This is a genomic window from Enterococcus gilvus ATCC BAA-350 (assembly GCF_000407545.1).
GTDB lineage: Bacteria > Bacillota > Bacilli > Lactobacillales > Enterococcaceae > Enterococcus_A > Enterococcus_A gilvus.
On the sequence record NZ_ASWH01000002.1, the window covers coordinates 912,507 to 927,638 of the forward strand.

The window sequence follows — 15,132 nt, forward strand, 5'->3', positions numbered from 1 at the left end:
TCAACGTCTCCCCTACTCTTCACCGCTCAATATGAGGCGGTGTTCATCAATTTCATCCAAAATATTGACGAAAACCTCGTGTGCACGCTTGTCCCACTGCTCAACTTTGCCATTTTTGTTGATATCATAGGTAATTCCAGACCCATCATAGCGTTTCAAACGGCTTTGATTTAGCACGACTGTGTCTAACAGATGGGCACCATAGATGTCTCTTGCTGCGGTATAGATTTCTTGGTCAACAGAATCCCGTTTTTGCATCATGAAGGGCACGATCCCTACAACTTCAAGGTCTGTGTCGTACTGATCAATGAAGAAATTCATGTAATCAATGTAGTTTTGGGCCCCTTTTAAGGATTTTACTTGTGTTTGCAGAATGACGATAACGTATTCCGCCACATACATCGCCGCATTTGAATACGTGCTGATCGTCGGAGGCACATCGATATAGATCACGTCATAAATGCTCTTCAGCGGTTCGATCAATTCTTCCATGTATTTGAATTGAGAGAGCTTGTCCCCTGGGTAACGCTCAATCATATAATCTGGAAAATCAGAAAATGAGATATTCGCTGGGATCAAATCTAAATTCGGCATGATATTATAGATAGACGATTGAATGTCCCCTGAACGAACCGCTTCCCAAATCGTCGCATCAAATTCATCTGGTAATTCCTTGTTCCCAAAATTTTCTGCTGTTAAGGACAGCACGTCACTGGTATTCCCCTGAGGGTCTAAATCGATCACGAGTGTTTTTCGATCTTTTCGGAAGGCACTCTCAAATGAAAGCATTTGAACGGTCGTCGATTTACCAACGCCCCCCTTAAAATTTCCTACAACATAGGTCTCAGCTTTTTTAGCCATACACATTCTCCAATCCTAATTTCTCAATTAAAGTTTACTATATAAAAATCTAAATAGCAATACGGTTTACTACAAATAGTTAAAATGAGGTAAACTATAAATAAGGATTTAGCTAAAGTAAACCGTATTGATTACTATTAGAGTAAACTGCAATCAATAATAAAGGTAAACTTTTTATACGGAATAAAAGTAAACCTAGTCTATCGAATCAAAGTTTACTTTAATACATAGAAGTAAACCTTAACAAAATAATAGAGTAAACGTTTAACGCAATCAAAGTTTACTCTATATAGATAAAGGTAAACCTCTAGAATATAAGATTGTTGTTATACTAGTGATTGTACTTAAATAAAGTATACTTTAACTCTTTTGGAGTTTACCTGATACTTTGTTAAAGTAAACGTCATTTAGAAATTATCGTAGTTTAAAGTATACTCTATAAGATAAGGTTTACTGTATATCATTTTATTAAAGTAAACTTAGTATTCAAAGGTAAACCTTAATAAGTGATGCGAAAATAAAGTATACTTAAATAGAATCTAAATAAAGTAAACTCTATTGCAAACAATAAGGTAAACTTTTTGAGGTTAAATTAAAGTAAACATTAAACATAAAAAGTAAACTTAAACGTATTTTATTGTAGTAAACTCAAATACAACTTGTTTAGGTAAACCTCTAATTATTAAAGTAAACCTTTTATCATACGTAAATACAGTTTACTTAAAACAAAATATTTAAGGTAAACTGTCTATTGCAACTTAATTAAATAAGGTATACTTCAAAATATGGAGTGCAACTAAAGCAATTTAAAGAGAAACATTTACAGTAAACCTTTGATGAATCAATTAAAGTAAACTGAATTACACAACAGTCCAACACATCTAATACGGGAAACTTCAATATAAAAGGTAAACCTAAATGATGACAAATAAAGTAAACTTATTAGCGATGATTACTCATACTAAGATTAACAGTAAACCTCAATTAGAACCTTCATAAAGGGATTCATTTAAGGTAAACTTTTCATTTCATGTAATTTAAAGTAAACTTCAAAATATAAAAGTAGACCGCAAAAAAAGCCTAGAAAAATTTCTCTAGGCTTTTAAAGTAAACTTTTGAATAGTTATACTTTAAGGTAAACTTTATAAGGATTCGACGGTTTGGATCGCTTGATAAATGTCGTCAAAGGTAATCGCGGGATCGACCATGTTGAAGGTTTCATTTGCAGAAGCGGCATGATCGATGACAGGAGTCAGTGCTTCTTTAGAGGTATCCAGCACGTTTAATTCCTTTAGTTTCATCGGCAAACCGGCGGCTTCATAGAAGGGTCTCAGAGTAATAATCTCTTCAATGTCCTTCGTATGGGCTAATTGCACCAAGATACCGTAAGCGACTTTCTTCCCATGAAGCTGCTCGTGGGTACTCTCTAAATAGGAGAGGCCGTCATGAATCGCGTGGGCGCCCGCGGATCGTCCAAAGGATGCAGCAAATCCGCCGGTTTCACCTGCCAAACCAATGATCGCATCGGAAACACGACTAAAGGCAGGGGAGGCTTTGCGGTTTTGAAGGTCTTCGATCGCGGGGATCGCGTCTTTTAAAAGCAGCTCCTGAATGGCTTTGGCACAGGCGATTCCAAGACTGACATAAGCCGACTTTTCGTCTTCTGGCAGTCGTCGTGTGATACCTTCAATCTCGTACCATTTCGCCAAGGTATCACCGACACCTGCCACAAAATAATTCTTCGGCGTTGCAAGTAAGAATTTTGAATCCACGATAGTCAGGAAGGGCGCGCGCGTCATGAAGCCCATCGCCTTGAAGGTCCGATCGGGACGGTAAACCGCAACGATAGGTGTAAAGGGCGCACAGTTTGAAATGAGCGTCGGAATCACTAAAAGCTCGGCGTTGAGCTCTTCTGCCACCATTTTAGCGGTGTCGATCACACGCCCCGCCCCAATGGCGACGATCAATTCGGCCTGCTCGATCTCTTCTGCGAGGGCGACCGCATTTTCATGGCTAGAGGTCCCGTCATAGCGATAGGTAGGATAGTGCAATTCTTGGCGGTAATACTTTCTGAATGCTTCAGAGGATTTTTCCCCTGTGATAATAGAGATCTTTTTAAATCCGACGAAATAGCTGGGAAGGTCTTGAAGAATGCCTTCGCCGCTAACGTAGCGATTGGCGCCAGGGCGCACTTCCGTGGTGATATCCATTGAATCAACTCCTTTTTTGAACGTAGGAAACATGGTCTCCTGAATGGATGAACGTACGATTTTTTCCTCACTTGCTCAAAAATTTGGTAAAAGTGAGATTTCAACTAGTTTATGCTTTGTGAAAATGAAATTCAAATGTGCTTTTGATGATAAAAAGTGTTGACAGTTTTCTTTTTGACCTGTAAGATACGATTTATCAATTTGCGAAACAAAGAAACGTGATGAAGAGAAAAGTATAGATCGAAACGCATCAAAGAGAGTCCGGGCAGGTGAGAGCGGATATGTGGGCAGATTTAGAAAATGGTCTCTGAATGGCAGTGCCGATACGTAGGTACTGACGGGGCAGCGCTCGTTAACAACGCTCAAGTATGATCGTACTTGTTGAGGCAATAGTTGTGAGACTGTTGCAAATGAAGGTGGTATCGCGAGCAAGCTCGTCCTTTTCCCGCACATAGTGTGGGGGGAGGGCGGGCTTTTTTTCTTTGGCAAAATGCAGGATGGCCCAGCAGCGATTCGCAGGATAGGCAAGCATTAGACAGCTAAACAGGAGCGTCTAAAGGCGTGTGTAAGTGCGATTCGTTGCGGGAGCATCCGAAACAAACAACTCAGGAGGAAATGATGATGAAAAAACTAGGAAAAGCAATTTTATTAGGTGTTGCGGCATTGACCGTGAGCGGGGTATTGGCAGGCTGCGGATCAAAGGGGGAAGCGAAACCACTAGATGAGAAAAAGGTCACGATCGGCGTGACTTCGGGGCCCCATCAGGAGATTTTAGAAGAGGTCGCCAAGCAAGCGAAAAAGGACGGCATCGAGATTGATATCAAGAGCTTTGATGATTATAATACCCCGAATACAGCTTTGAATGACGGGGATCTGGACGGCAACAGCTACCAGACGCTTTCGTTTTTAGAGCAGCAGGTGAAGGACAAGGATTACAAGATCGAGCAGGCCTTTAAAACAGTCGCCTTCCCATTAGGGGTTTACTCTAAAAAGATTTCTGATTTAAGTAAACTTCAAAAGGGGGACAAGATCGGTGTCCCAAATGACCCGACCAATGAGTATCGGGCGTTGAAATTGCTTGAAAAAGCTGGTGTCTTGAAGCTGAAGGACGGGGTTGAGGTCAAAGCAACGAAGAACGACGTTGCAGAGAATCCGAAAGACATTGAGATCGTCGAATTAGAAGCGTCTCAGATCCCGTCACAGTTAGGAGAACTGACCGCCGCAGCCATCAACACGAACTTCGCTTTTGGTGCGGGGCTGACGATCAACGACGACGCCATCTACCATGAACCTTTGAAGGACAACCCGAATTACAACGTGTTCGCGGTACGGACAGAGAACAAAGACGACAAGATCATCAAAGAAATAAAGAAATACTATTATTCAGACGAAACGAAGAAATTTATCGAAGAGAAGTTTAAAGGTTCGGTTGTACCAGCGTTTTAAACAGGAGGAGAGGTCGCATGATTGAACTGAAAAAGGTATCCAAGGTCTTTCAGCAGAAAAAACGCCGGATCGAAGCGGTGAAAGACGTGGATTTGACGATTGAAAAAGGGGAGATCTTCGGCGTTGTCGGCTATTCAGGGGCAGGGAAATCCACCCTGATCCGTATGTTCAATTTTTTAGAGCCGCCCACCACAGGAGACATTTTGATCAATGGTCAAAATTTACGAGAGCTTAACAAAAAAGAATTATTGTTAATTAGACGAAAGATCGGGATGATTTTCCAAGGCTACAATCTCTTGTCAACGGCGACCGTCTACGAAAATATCGCCAAACCGCTGAAATTAGAAGGGGTGCCAAAGGACGTCATCGCCAAACGGGTGGAGAAATATTTGGACCTTGTCGGCTTGACGGATCGCAAGGAGAATTACCCGGCGCAATTATCTGGCGGGCAGCGGCAGCGGGTGGCAATTGCCCGCGCCCTAGCCCATGAACCGGAGATCCTTCTGTCTGACGAAGCCACCAGTGCGTTAGACCCGGAAACGACCGAGTCGATCCTGACGCTATTGACGAAGATCAATCAGGAGCTGGGGATCACGATCTTTCTGATCACCCACGAGATCGATGTGGTGCAGCGAATCTGTGACCGTGTGGCGGTGATGGAGGATGGCCGAATCGTGGAGGCAGGTCCAGTGATCGATCTCTTCACCCGTCCGCAAGAAGAGACGACGAAGCGATTCATTGGAGCAAACGACGGCTACAACGTCCCAGCAGAGGTCTTAGCGGCCTATAAGGGCAGCGGGCGGCTCGTCCAGCTGCAATTTATCGGAGAGGAAGCCACGGAGCCTGTGTTGGCTCGAGTAGCGAAAGACTTCCAATTGAGCCCGAACATCCTTAGCGGCAACATCGGGTATTTAAAAGAAAAACGTCATGGACAGTTGCTGGTGCAGTTTGACGGCGGGACAGAAGCTGATTTTCAGTCCGCCAAAACCTACATCAAAAGCCAAGGGGTCCTAATCGAGGAGGTTATCTAATGAGTGCATTTTGGAGTCAATGGGGGCAGGTCGTCCTTGAAGGGTTGGGGCAGACCCTCGTCATGGTGTGTGTCGCGCTGGGGTTGTCTATTTTGATTGGCATCCCACTAGGAGTCTTGCTAGTCATCGCGCGCCCTGGAGGACTAAACAGCAATCTTCCCCTCTATTCAATCTTAAACAGCGTCATCAATGTGCTGCGATCATTGCCCTTTATTATTCTATTGTTTCTGATTTTGCCGTTGACGAAATTTCTGGTAGGGACCACGATCGGAGTGCAGGGGGTCTTGCTGCCGCTGATCATCTATACAGCGCCGTATTTGGCCCGTTTGGTGGAGACGTCCTTACTGGAGGTGGACGGCGGCGTGATCGAGGCGTATCAAGCTATGGGAATCAGTCATTTCCACATCATCCGCGGTGTGCTGCTGAGAGAAGCACGAGGCGGGATCATTCGCGGCTTGACGATCGCCATGATTGGGCTGATCGGAGCTACCGCGATGGCGGGCTTGGTCGGCGCCGGCGGACTAGGCAGCATCGCTTACCAATACGGCTTTTTAAGAAACGAGCCGGCGGTGATGTACACGACGATCATCCTATTGATCGTCTTAGTCCAGATCGTACAGTCCTTAGGCAATACCGTGGCGAAAAGCTTGGACCGCAGTTAACGAGAATGCAAAAAAAGTCTGTCTACACACCGCTTATGGGGTGGTAGACAGGCTTTTTTGTTAGCTTCTGAATTGTGCGTCGTAATTAACTCGAATCTGTTGGTTGAAAAGGATAGAATGGGGAGTGAACGGTCTATTAATGATCGCAGATGGTATCGAAAAAAATGATACTCAAAAAAAGAACTGGACGCCTGCTGCAACTGAACAAAACGAGTATCAAATAAACAATCAATTAAAATCATAAGTACGTTACTACCGCAAGTGAAGGATTGTTATTGTTGCTTGCTAAGGCAGCAACTTCCAACGATAAGATAGAACTAAGAATAGAATACCGCATATCCCAATGTGCTGCCAACGTAATCACAAAATGGTATACTTTCTCTAAAGGAAGGAAGTGATTTCATGACTGTGTCACGACTGAATATTCGGATTGATGGCGATTTGAAAGAGCAAGCAAAAGAAGTTTACAACGATATGGGAATGGATTTAACTACAGCTGTTACAATCTTTTTAAAGCAAAGTGTGCGAGAACAACGTTTACCTTTCCAACCAAGTAGAGAACCCATTGAGAATGTTATCGCTCGCTATGAAGTTGAAAACGGATTGACAACAAAGGTTGATTCAGTAGAAGAATTAATGAAGAAGCTAGATGCTGAAGATTGAGTACACGTCCATATTCAAAAAAGATTTCAAAAGAATGATGAAAAAACACTACGATATGAAAAAGTTAGAAAAAGTAGTTAAGTTGCTCGTCACAAATAATCAAGAACAATTAAGAAGAAAATATAAGATCACGCTTTAAAAGGAAACTGGAAAGGCTATAGAGAGCTGCATTTAGATAAAGACTGGTTATTGATTTATAAGATTGATGACAAAAATATTATCTTAACTATGACAAGAACAGGAAGCCATGATGAACTTTTGTAATCTAAAAAATGGTATTCAGGTGTACAGAAAATGGTCCGTTTCTGTACACTATTTTTAGTGACTCATTTTTTAAAATCTTGGTCATTTTCGTGTCAATAAACCCGTCACAAAATCTATCGCGGCGTGCTGCTGAGAGAAGCACGAGGCGGGATCATTCGCGGCTTGACGATCGCCATGATCGGGCTGATCGGCGCTACCGCGATGGCGGGCTTGGTCGGCGCCGGCGGACTAGGGAGCATCGCTTACCAATACGGCTTTTTAAGAAACGAGCCGGCGGTGATGTACACGACGATCATCCTATTGATCGTCTTGGTCCAGATCGTACAGTCCTTAGGCAATACCGTGGCGAAAAGCTTGGACCGCAGTTAACGAAAATGCAAAAAAAGTCTGTCTACACACCGCGTATGGGGTGGTAGACAGACTTTTTGTTAGCTTCTGAATTGTGCGTCATACAGAGCGCGATAGGCGCCGCCCTTTGCCATCAAGGCTTCGTGGGTGCCTTGTTCGACGATCCCATCTGCGCTCACCACGATGATGCGTGTGGCATGCTTGATCGACGCGAGGCGGTGGGCGATGATCATGGTCGTCCGTCCCTTTGCCAAGGTATTCAGCGATTTTTGGATCACCTGCTCCGTTTCCGTATCCAACGCAGAGGTCGCTTCATCCAAAATCAAGATCGGCGGATTTTTTAGAAACATCCGAGCAATGGCGACCCGCTGCTTTTGTCCGCCAGACAGCTTGACACCTCTTTCACCGATCTGGGTGTCGATCCCATCCGGCATCTGGGCGAAAACGCCATCCAAATGAGCCATCGAAGCGGCAGCCAGAATCTCTTCCTCCGTGGCTTCCAAACGGCCATAGGCGATATTTTCCCGAATACTGCCGGGAAACAGAAAGACATCCTGCTGGACGATCCCGATCTGACTCCGCAAAGAAGCCAGCGTCATGTCGCGAATATCCATCCCGTCAATCGTGATCCGCCCCTCGGTGACCTCGTAAAAACGCGGCAGCAGGTTGCACAGCGTCGTCTTCCCAGAGCCGCTCTGCCCGACAAACGCCACCGTTTCTCCCGGCTGGATGTGGAGGTCGATGTGGTGGAGCACCTTTTTGCCGTCCGCATAAGAAAAGGACACGTCATCATACCGAATGTCCCCAGACAGCTCGGTGACCGCCTGCGCCGTCGGACGATCCGCGATGGCCGGCTGCTTGTCCAGCTCCTCGGTCAAACGGGTGAACCCTGCGATCCCTTTTGGGTAGCTCTCGATCATGGTATTGACCTTTTCGATCGGTCGGACAAAGACATTGGCCAGCAGGATGAACCCGACAAACTGCCCATTCGTCAATTCGCCCTGAATCACGTAGTACGAACCAAAGATCAGCGTGAACAAATTGATCAAGCGAATCAAAAAGTAATTATAGGAAGAACTGACCGCCATCAAACGATAAAAGATGATCTTCGATTTGCGGTACGCGTCACTTAACCCGCCGAAGCGATGAAATTCATGCTCCTCATTGGCAAAGGACTGCGTCACGCGAATCCCGCTCACCGATGCCTCCACCCCCGCATTAAACTCCCCGATGTCCTCATAGATCCGGTTATTGACCGAGGTCATCTTCTTATTGAAGAACACGAGCGCCAGCGTGATCAGCGGCAATAACGCAAAGGTCGCCAATGCCAGCTTCACATGGCTCTGAAGCATCAGTAAAAATGCCCCCAGCAAGGTCATGATGGTGATGAACACGTCCTCCGGCCCATGATGCGCTACCTCGGAAATCTCAAAAAGATCCGTCGTCAAGCGGCTGATAAGCTTCCCCGTTTTTTGATTGTCGTAATATTCATAGGGCTGCGTCTGAAGGTGGGCGAACAATTCCCGCCGCATATCCGTCTCGATATTGACCCCCAGCTTGTGACCAAAAAAGACCACGATGTATTGCAGCACCGTATTCAGTACATAAAACAGCAAAAGGGCAAAGCAAGCCAGCAAAATCGTGCGGAACTCCCCTTTAGGCATGATTTTGTCGATCACCTGATTGACCGCGACAGGAAAGGCCAGCTCCAATAAGCCCGCAAAAACTGCGCAGGTAAAATCTAATAGGAATAATTTCTTATAGGGACGATAGTAGCTGAAAAAGCGCGTAATCTGTTTAGACATCTTCTCTCTCCTTACATAGTTTTCTAAGGAGTGGGAGACTCCCGAATCCTTTAGTCCCTCGATTATAACAAAACCCGCGATCGTTTTGTTTTACGTTATAATAAAAGAGGAGGGGATGTCATGAAAGCCAAAGATTTATTGACGGCCATTCAAGTAGATGCGGAAGGCGAATTGAAGCAGTTGTCTTCGTATACCTATGTTTTTATTGCCGATGGGAAAAAGCTGACGAATCGGATCGAGGTGAAGGTGGAAGAAGGAAAGATCCTTTTGACGAAGCAGCCAAAGGAACTATTGACCGTCGCAGGGTTGATCAAGGTATTGAATGAGGCAAAGGAAGCAGAGATTTATGCAGGAGACTTGTTGGTTTTTGGGTACAAGTTAGCAGATAACGGCATTATCTTAGGGTAAATTTAACATCTAGTTTTAAAAACTAGATTGAATTATCTTGTTAACCATGATATAGTATCTTTAATAAATCAACTGAGGTGATAACGAAATGGAGACACAGTACAACCGAAAATATTTAATCACAAATGAAGTATTAAATGCCGTGACGCATGGAGTGGGCGTCGTTTTGAGCATTATTGGGTTTGTTTTTTTGTTGGGGAAGGCCACTAGCGAGCTGCATTATGTGTCCTTCATTATTTACGGGGTCTCGCTGCTGCTGCTGTTCTTAGCATCGACGTTGTACCACAGTTTGATCTTTACGAAAGCCAAGAAAGTCTTTCAAGTCTTCGATCATTGCTCCATCTATTTATTGATCGCAGGGACCTACACGCCTTACTGCCTGCTCTATATCAAAGGGACGATCGGGATCGTGCTGCTGAGTGTGATCTGGCTGGCGGCGATCGTAGGTATTGTCTACAAAAGCCTGACGCTAAGCAAAGTCAAATCGGTGTCGAAGCTTTCTACTATTATATATAACGTGATGGGGTGGGCCGTCGTGATCGCTCTGCCAAGCCTGTACCACAGTGTCGGGCTGAAGGGGTTATTGCTGCTAGTCGCAGGCGGTGTCGCCTATACCGTAGGGTCGCTTTTCTACAGCATGAAAAACCGCCGGTATATGCACGTGGTCTGGCACTTATTCGTGATGCTGGGTGCGATGCTGATGTTCTTCTCGATCTATCTATAAGAAAATAGCCGCCTTCTATTTAAAAAAAGGCAGCCAAAAAATGATGATTCCTGTCAAAGGGATCATCATTTTTTTTATGAAGAATACCTGCGGCAATAAGATAAAAAAACGCAGGCAGCTTCGTTATGGATCGCGGCCCCTCAGCCAATGGTTGAAGAGGGCAACGATCACGCCCATGACGATCGGGGCGAGTAGATAGCGGGTCAGTTCGCTCAAGCAGATTACCTCCTTTCACAGTGGGGGTGCTGCCAAGAGCGATGAGCCCTGCGTAAAAAGATGTCCGTTCAAAGAGACGCGCCTATTTATACGGCGAGTTATTCCCACTGTTTCTTGCGGAGCAGTCGAGAAAGCAAGCCTCTTCGACTGCGTGAGGGTGAAGGCGGCGGTTCTGATTGCTGTATCGAAGGGGCCTGTTCCACAGCCACGGGAGGGGGCATCTGGCTCGTACCAGATGCGAGGTGTTCATTTCCGATGGGTGGTGCAGGTACTATTAATGACGTTTGGCGAATTGGCGAATTAGCTCCCGGGATTGTCGAAAATACAGGTCCTTTCGCAGCAGATGTCTCAGAAGCCGCTTGCTCTTCAGACGTGTCCACGACGTCTGTGCCCTCGGTAGCTGGATTAGAGTCAATAGCTAAGACACTTTTTACGAGAGATTTTTTATGTTAAGCAGCCAGTATCTTTTTCTCAAATTCAACCGGAGACAGATAGGCTAAAGCACTGTGAATTCTGCGGTTGTTATGAAATCCTTGAACGTAACTGAAAATTTGTCGCCTTGCTTCTTCAAAAGTTTGATATGTTGGTCGTTGGTACACATATTCTTTCTTCAATAATGCATGGAATGATTCAATTCCTGCGTTATCGTAGGGACAGCCTTTAAGGCTGTAGGAATGGGTGATAGTTAATTCTTTCAGCCGTTCTTTATATTCATTACTTGTATACTGCGACCCTAAATCGGTATGCAAAATCAGCCCATTTTCAACATTTCTATTTGAAACAGCGTCCTCAAGGGCTTTTCCTACAATAACAGTCGTCATATTACGATCAAAGTGATAACCGATAATTTTTCTTGAATGAAGGTCCTTGATAGTTGAAAGATAGCACCATCCATCGTCTAACGTATGGATGTATGTGATATCAGCTACCCATTTCTGATTCAACCTAGTAGTGGAAAAATCTTGTTTCAATAAATTTTGATAGTTTTTCAAGAGTATCTTGGCAGGCTTACCTACTTTGAATTTCTTAATGACAATAGATTGGATCTTTTGACGCCTCGTTGATCTCTGAATACATTTCATGCTGATTTTTCGATAGTCTGAATAGTTTTGTGCGAGTATTCAATGAATTTTCCCAGCACCGCAGACACGACCACTTTCGTGGTAGACACGGAGGACTCGACGATCCAACAAAGCTTGTTCGTTAGCTCTTTTGGAGAGGGTCGGATTAATTTTACGATAGTACACAGCTCTAGATATGCCCAGCAGACGACACATTTTTGACACACTGTGATGGTCTGCTTTGCATTCTTGACTTATGAATTCAATGATTTCTATTTCTTTGCCAACAGGCCGAGTGCCTTTTTTAAGATAAGGAGTTCCTCGTCTTTTTCTTTTAATTGTTTTTTTAAAGCTTTAGCTTCGTCGGGAGTAAGTCCGGCAGGACTTATTCTGGTTGTACCTTGAACCCACTTTAGTAATAGTAAAATATCCAACTTCATATTCTAAGAATAATTGTCGTACTGATTTTCCTTGTTTGTGCAACTCTAAAATCGTTTCTTTAAATTCTTTTGTGTAGCGTTTTGGCATAACGAGACACCTTACTTTGAGATTAGTTTACCTTCTCTCAAAATCTGTCTCAACTTCTATCCTATATCCAAAGAAACAGTCTCAGAAGACATCTTGGATGAAGAAGAAGAGACGGTATTATTCGATAGCGACAGGGAATCTTTTAACCTCTCAGAGGTTGAGTCTCCCTATGATGTCGAAGTCACGCTACAATTTGTTGAAACTGAAGGAGAGGATATTCAACTCGAAGATCTTTCAAGAATAATAGACGGGGCAAAAGCTGAAGAGTAAAAAAACAGCTCTCTCAGTACACTCGAGCAAGCTGTTTGAAGGTTGAATGGATAAAAAAACGGTAGTTATTAGTTGCGTATTAAGAACTTATAAGTAAAGCAATTCAAATATCACTAGATTCCATTTTCAATATTTTGGTAAATACATCTATATAGTCCTTTTTATTGTTTGATCGTGAAAGTAATTCAATCAAGTTTGCTGTGTCATTTTCAGTTGACTCGAAAGCAGAAAAAAATTCAATAAAGCTAACATTTAGTCCATCAAGTAATTTAACTAATGTTTCAATAGAGATATTTCTTCCTTTAGTTTCAAGTGTTCCAATTAATACAACGCTTACTCCTGATATTTCAGCTAACTTTTCTTGAGTCAATTTTTTTATTTTCCGTAACTCTCTAATTCTTTTACCAATTTTTGCTGCATCTAATTCTTCCATACTCCACCAGTTCCATCTGTTTCTTCTAATTCTATAGCAATTAAATTATCACTTGTATTAACTATAGTGTTGTTTTTCGCTTTATAAAAAACACTATATGTTGACTTCTGGTTTTAGATTGGTATACTATAGATATATTAAGAATAGATCTAGAAGGAAGTGAGACTTATGAATCAACACGCAATCAACTATGAAACGTTGAAGCATCTTTCGTATATTCGCTTCGGTTACAAAATTGGTCGAGGATGGTACGCAATTTTAATTACCGCTGAAAAAGAATTATCTGACTTAGGACATTCAATTAGAAATGTAAAGCGAGTGGATGGTGCACTAATAATTTCAATTGAAAGAAAATCAGAGGATATGTCATCTGAAGTTCAACAAATTTTGTACAAAGCTGAACTCGCAAGTGAAATGACTTGTGAATGGTGTGGTAGTTATTCAGTAGCACAGACTATGGTTGATAATGAAACATATACAATTTGTGAAGACTGTCAAGACAGTTGTGAAAGCTTAGCGGGAATAGAGAAAAGAATACTTTTACAAAAGATTCATGATTTAGAACGGATGAACTACTTTATGAGAAATGAGTTGACTGTTCAAAAAGTCAAATCAGAGCACTATAAAATGGGTCTTGAGCAATACAAAATGAGATCAGAGAAATTGTGTAAACAATTAAGAAAAAATGGGAGAAAACCATCTTTATTTAGTGATGAAATGAAGCAATAACAGAGTAAAGAATATTCAAATCCAGGTATTCTTTTGGATTACTGAATAGATTGTACTAATAGGATTTCAAGGAGGAAATTATGGAAAGACGAAAGAATGTAATGAAAAAGAAGAATATGGAGAAAAAACGATTTTTAAACAAAAAAATGAAAATGAGCTTACTTATTAGTCCAGTAGTACTGAGTGGGATTCTATTAGCTGGGATACAGTCCACTAAGGCATCCGCAGCTGATGGTAAATGGGAAGCACGATCAATTGATCAAATCAAAAAAGATGTTGAAGGGAAAAAAGAATATACTATTGTCTGGGGAGACACGTTAAGCGGTATTTCATTGGCAACGAACATTGCCATGGACAAATTGGCTTCGTTGAATGGCATTGGAAATTACAATTTGATTTATGCAGGAAACAAGTTGGTGTTTGAAGGTAACGTAGTGACTGTTCAAAATCAAAATGGTGTCATAACGGATCAACAATCTATTACTGAAGCGGATAAGGTAGTACCTAATCAACCAATTGGTGAATCTGTCAGTCAGCCTTCACAGGTTACAGATGCTGCTTCGGGTACACAGAATCCATCTACTGTTGAATCGACTGATACTGGTGCATCTAAACCATCTGGTACTGAAGATAGTAAGGGGAATGGATCAACAAACAATGAAAATTCGTCTAATGGAACCCCTAATGATGGAGAGGGAATAAATGTCACTCCAACACCAGACCCAACGCCTGCTCCGATACCAACACCAAAACCAGAGCCGCAAGTTCAATATACCGTGTGGTATTACGTCTCCGAAGGGGATGACCAATCAACAAATATTGAAAAGGGAGCGCATTTGTTTTCATCAGAAGCAGAAGCAACTACCTTTATTGAAGGGTACGCAGACAATTTATTGATGCAAGGAATTACAGGAAGTTATGGCGTAATGTCCTGGGAGTAGACGCGCTCATTAACTGTTCATAAGAAATACTATATTAAAAAAATAGATAGTTTAGACTGTGGATGCCATTCAGTTTTTGAATGGTACCCACAGTTTTTCTCTAGTTGATTTATGAAAGATCTAATCAGTAGAAAAGAATTTATTTCTTAATGTGAACTAAATGAACTACCTAAATAAATAGAGAAAAATTATTTTTATTGGTTTTTCAAAGTATTACTAAGAGAATAGGATTAGTTAAGATTGCTTATTTCTACTGCCTTATTCTTACGATCATTTTCTTCAATTTGATTGAATAAAAAAACAATAAAAAACCGAGGATAGTGGATAAATTTGATGTAATTAATGATGGTTTGTTCTACCCTATCAAGAATTGAGTTTAAATAGATCAGCAAATTAATTGTCATGTTCTCAGAATTTTGTGAAAAAAATAGTGTCTAAGGGTAGATGAATCATCCTTCATAAAAGAGGATATTATGTACTGAAAGGAAGCTGTAAATCAATAGAAGCATTGATTGTTTTTGCATTTATGTGT

19 protein-coding genes, 1 pseudogene and 1 other annotated feature are annotated in these 15,132 nt (G+C 42.3%); of the genes and pseudogenes, 13 read left to right on the plus strand and 7 right to left on the minus strand.

All coding sequences use genetic code 11. The annotated features are described in order from the left end of the window. Positions 1-12: 12 nt before the first annotated feature. Complete coding sequence (locus I592_RS19485) at positions 13-861, minus strand: ParA family protein (protein WP_010778849.1); 849 nt, start codon at positions 859-861, stop codon at positions 13-15. Between the two features lie 1,142 nt (positions 862-2,003). Continuing rightward, positions 2,004-3,071: an iron-containing alcohol dehydrogenase family protein gene (locus I592_RS19490; protein WP_010778848.1), complete on the minus strand. Its 1,068-nt coding sequence runs from the start codon at positions 3,069-3,071 to the stop codon at positions 2,004-2,006. Positions 3,072-3,283: 212 nt separating this feature from the next. Next, positions 3,284-3,516 (plus strand) — a binding site (T-box leader). Positions 3,517-3,692: 176 nt separating this feature from the next. On the opposite strand from I592_RS19490, the gene I592_RS19495 reads away from it, so the two are divergent. From I592_RS19495 to I592_RS19520, 7 genes and pseudogenes are all read left to right on the plus strand, one after another. Next, positions 3,693-4,517, plus strand: coding sequence for a MetQ/NlpA family ABC transporter substrate-binding protein (locus I592_RS19495; RefSeq protein ID WP_044926769.1), 825 nt, complete (start codon positions 3,693-3,695; stop codon positions 4,515-4,517). 17 nt (positions 4,518-4,534) lie between these two features. Next, positions 4,535-5,548, plus strand: coding sequence for a methionine ABC transporter ATP-binding protein (locus tag I592_RS19500; RefSeq protein ID WP_010778846.1), 1,014 nt, complete (start codon positions 4,535-4,537; stop codon positions 5,546-5,548). Continuing rightward, positions 5,548-6,210: a methionine ABC transporter permease gene (locus tag I592_RS19505; RefSeq protein WP_010778845.1), complete on the plus strand. Its 663-nt coding sequence runs from the start codon at positions 5,548-5,550 to the stop codon at positions 6,208-6,210. The genes I592_RS19500 and I592_RS19505 overlap by 1 nt, the downstream gene beginning before the upstream one ends. Positions 6,211-6,313: 103 nt before the next feature. After that, positions 6,314-6,454, plus strand: coding sequence for a hypothetical protein (locus tag I592_RS21790; protein WP_155857531.1), 141 nt, complete (start codon positions 6,314-6,316; stop codon positions 6,452-6,454). A 158-nt stretch (positions 6,455-6,612) separates the two neighbouring features. Beyond that, complete coding sequence (locus I592_RS19510; RefSeq protein WP_010778844.1) at positions 6,613-6,873, plus strand: type II toxin-antitoxin system RelB/DinJ family antitoxin; 261 nt, start codon at positions 6,613-6,615, stop codon at positions 6,871-6,873. Next, positions 6,860-7,137: pseudogene (locus I592_RS19515) on the plus strand (type II toxin-antitoxin system RelE/ParE family toxin). The gene I592_RS19510 and the pseudogene I592_RS19515 overlap by 14 nt, the downstream one beginning before the upstream one ends. A 111-nt stretch (positions 7,138-7,248) precedes the next feature. After that, on the plus strand, positions 7,249-7,506 hold the full coding sequence (locus tag I592_RS19520) for an ABC transporter permease subunit (protein ID WP_081633596.1): 258 nt from the start codon (positions 7,249-7,251) through the stop codon (positions 7,504-7,506). 59 nt (positions 7,507-7,565) lie between these two features. Here the strand turns inward: I592_RS19520 and I592_RS19525 are convergent, their stop codons facing one another. Next, positions 7,566-9,290, minus strand: coding sequence for an ABC transporter ATP-binding protein (locus I592_RS19525; RefSeq protein ID WP_010778842.1), 1,725 nt, complete (start codon positions 9,288-9,290; stop codon positions 7,566-7,568). Between the two features lie 120 nt (positions 9,291-9,410). Here I592_RS19525 and I592_RS19530 point away from each other — a divergent pair, with 120 nt between their 5' ends. Both I592_RS19530 and trhA read left to right on the plus strand, forming a co-directional pair. Continuing rightward, a complete protein-coding gene (locus I592_RS19530) occupies positions 9,411-9,698 on the plus strand; it encodes a hypothetical protein (protein ID WP_010778841.1) in 288 nt (95 codons plus the stop codon). Positions 9,699-9,786: 88 nt separating this feature from the next. Then, the gene (gene trhA / locus I592_RS19535) at positions 9,787-10,422 is read left to right on the plus strand and encodes a PAQR family membrane homeostasis protein TrhA (RefSeq protein WP_010778840.1); all 636 of its coding nucleotides are present in this window, start codon (positions 9,787-9,789) and stop codon (positions 10,420-10,422) included. Positions 10,423-10,545: 123 nt separating this feature from the next. Here trhA and I592_RS22095 read toward each other — a convergent pair whose 3' ends face one another. Further along, complete coding sequence (locus I592_RS22095; RefSeq protein ID WP_244265218.1) at positions 10,546-10,638, minus strand: type I toxin-antitoxin system Fst family toxin; 93 nt, start codon at positions 10,636-10,638, stop codon at positions 10,546-10,548. 60 nt (positions 10,639-10,698) lie between these two features. Between I592_RS22095 and I592_RS19540 the strand changes: the two genes are divergently transcribed. Continuing rightward, positions 10,699-11,091, plus strand: coding sequence for a hypothetical protein (locus I592_RS19540; protein WP_044926771.1), 393 nt, complete (start codon positions 10,699-10,701; stop codon positions 11,089-11,091). Here I592_RS19540 and I592_RS19545 read toward each other — a convergent pair. Then, positions 11,088-11,720 (minus strand): IS3 family transposase, encoded by a 633-nt coding sequence (locus tag I592_RS19545; RefSeq protein WP_010778838.1) that lies wholly within the window; start codon positions 11,718-11,720, stop codon positions 11,088-11,090. The genes I592_RS19540 and I592_RS19545 overlap by 4 nt on opposite strands. 251 nt (positions 11,721-11,971) lie before the next feature. Next, complete coding sequence (locus I592_RS21795; RefSeq protein WP_167540795.1) at positions 11,972-12,139, minus strand: hypothetical protein; 168 nt, start codon at positions 12,137-12,139, stop codon at positions 11,972-11,974. A gap of 181 nt (positions 12,140-12,320) precedes the next feature. On the opposite strand from I592_RS21795, the gene I592_RS21510 reads away from it, so the two are divergent. Beyond that, positions 12,321-12,497, plus strand: a complete 177-nt coding sequence (locus I592_RS21510) for a hypothetical protein (protein ID WP_155857528.1) — start codon at positions 12,321-12,323, stop codon at positions 12,495-12,497. 103 nt (positions 12,498-12,600) lie between these two features. Here I592_RS21510 and I592_RS19555 read toward each other — a convergent pair whose 3' ends face one another. Then, on the minus strand, positions 12,601-12,930 hold the full coding sequence (locus I592_RS19555; RefSeq protein ID WP_010778836.1) for a helix-turn-helix domain-containing protein: 330 nt from the start codon (positions 12,928-12,930) through the stop codon (positions 12,601-12,603). A gap of 168 nt (positions 12,931-13,098) precedes the next feature. On the opposite strand from I592_RS19555, the gene I592_RS19560 reads away from it, so the two are divergent. Both I592_RS19560 and I592_RS19565 read left to right on the plus strand, forming a co-directional pair. After that, positions 13,099-13,659: a hypothetical protein gene (locus tag I592_RS19560; RefSeq protein WP_010778835.1), complete on the plus strand. Its 561-nt coding sequence runs from the start codon at positions 13,099-13,101 to the stop codon at positions 13,657-13,659. A gap of 80 nt (positions 13,660-13,739) precedes the next feature. After that, positions 13,740-14,600 carry a LysM peptidoglycan-binding domain-containing protein gene (locus I592_RS19565; protein WP_010778834.1) on the plus strand — a complete coding sequence of 287 codons (861 nt, stop codon included), beginning with the start codon at positions 13,740-13,742 and terminating at the stop codon, positions 14,598-14,600. Positions 14,601-15,132: the final 532 nt, after the last annotated feature.

Bases quoted from the DNA above. Each gene is read 5' to 3' on its own strand.
- I592_RS19500 (WP_010778846.1), top strand. From the start codon at position 4,535: ATGATTGAACTGAAAAAGGTATCCAAGGTCTTTCAGCAGAAAAAACGC.
- I592_RS19510 (WP_010778844.1), top strand. From the start codon at position 6,613: ATGACTGTGTCACGACTGAATATTCGGATTGATGGCGATTTGAAAGAG.
- I592_RS19540 (WP_044926771.1), top strand. From the start codon at position 10,699: ATGTCCGTTCAAAGAGACGCGCCTATTTATACGGCGAGTTATTCCCAC.
- I592_RS19555 (WP_010778836.1), bottom strand. From the start codon at position 12,930: ATGGAAGAATTAGATGCAGCAAAAATTGGTAAAAGAATTAGAGAGTTA.
- I592_RS19525 (WP_010778842.1), bottom strand. From the start codon at position 9,290: ATGTCTAAACAGATTACGCGCTTTTTCAGCTACTATCGTCCCTATAAG.
- I592_RS19505 (WP_010778845.1), top strand. From the start codon at position 5,548: ATGAGTGCATTTTGGAGTCAATGGGGGCAGGTCGTCCTTGAAGGGTTG.
- I592_RS19560 (WP_010778835.1), top strand. From the start codon at position 13,099: ATGAATCAACACGCAATCAACTATGAAACGTTGAAGCATCTTTCGTAT.
- I592_RS19490 (WP_010778848.1), bottom strand. From the start codon at position 3,071: ATGGATATCACCACGGAAGTGCGCCCTGGCGCCAATCGCTACGTTAGC.
- I592_RS19565 (WP_010778834.1), top strand. From the start codon at position 13,740: ATGGAAAGACGAAAGAATGTAATGAAAAAGAAGAATATGGAGAAAAAA.
- I592_RS19530 (WP_010778841.1), top strand. From the start codon at position 9,411: ATGAAAGCCAAAGATTTATTGACGGCCATTCAAGTAGATGCGGAAGGC.
- trhA (WP_010778840.1), top strand. From the start codon at position 9,787: ATGGAGACACAGTACAACCGAAAATATTTAATCACAAATGAAGTATTA.
- I592_RS21795 (WP_167540795.1), bottom strand. From the start codon at position 12,139: ATGAAGTTGGATATTTTACTATTACTAAAGTGGGTTCAAGGTACAACC.
- I592_RS19485 (WP_010778849.1), bottom strand. From the start codon at position 861: ATGGCTAAAAAAGCTGAGACCTATGTTGTAGGAAATTTTAAGGGGGGC.
- I592_RS19545 (WP_010778838.1), bottom strand. From the start codon at position 11,720: ATGAAATGTATTCAGAGATCAACGAGGCGTCAAAAGATCCAATCTATT.
- I592_RS19495 (WP_044926769.1), top strand. From the start codon at position 3,693: ATGAAAAAACTAGGAAAAGCAATTTTATTAGGTGTTGCGGCATTGACC.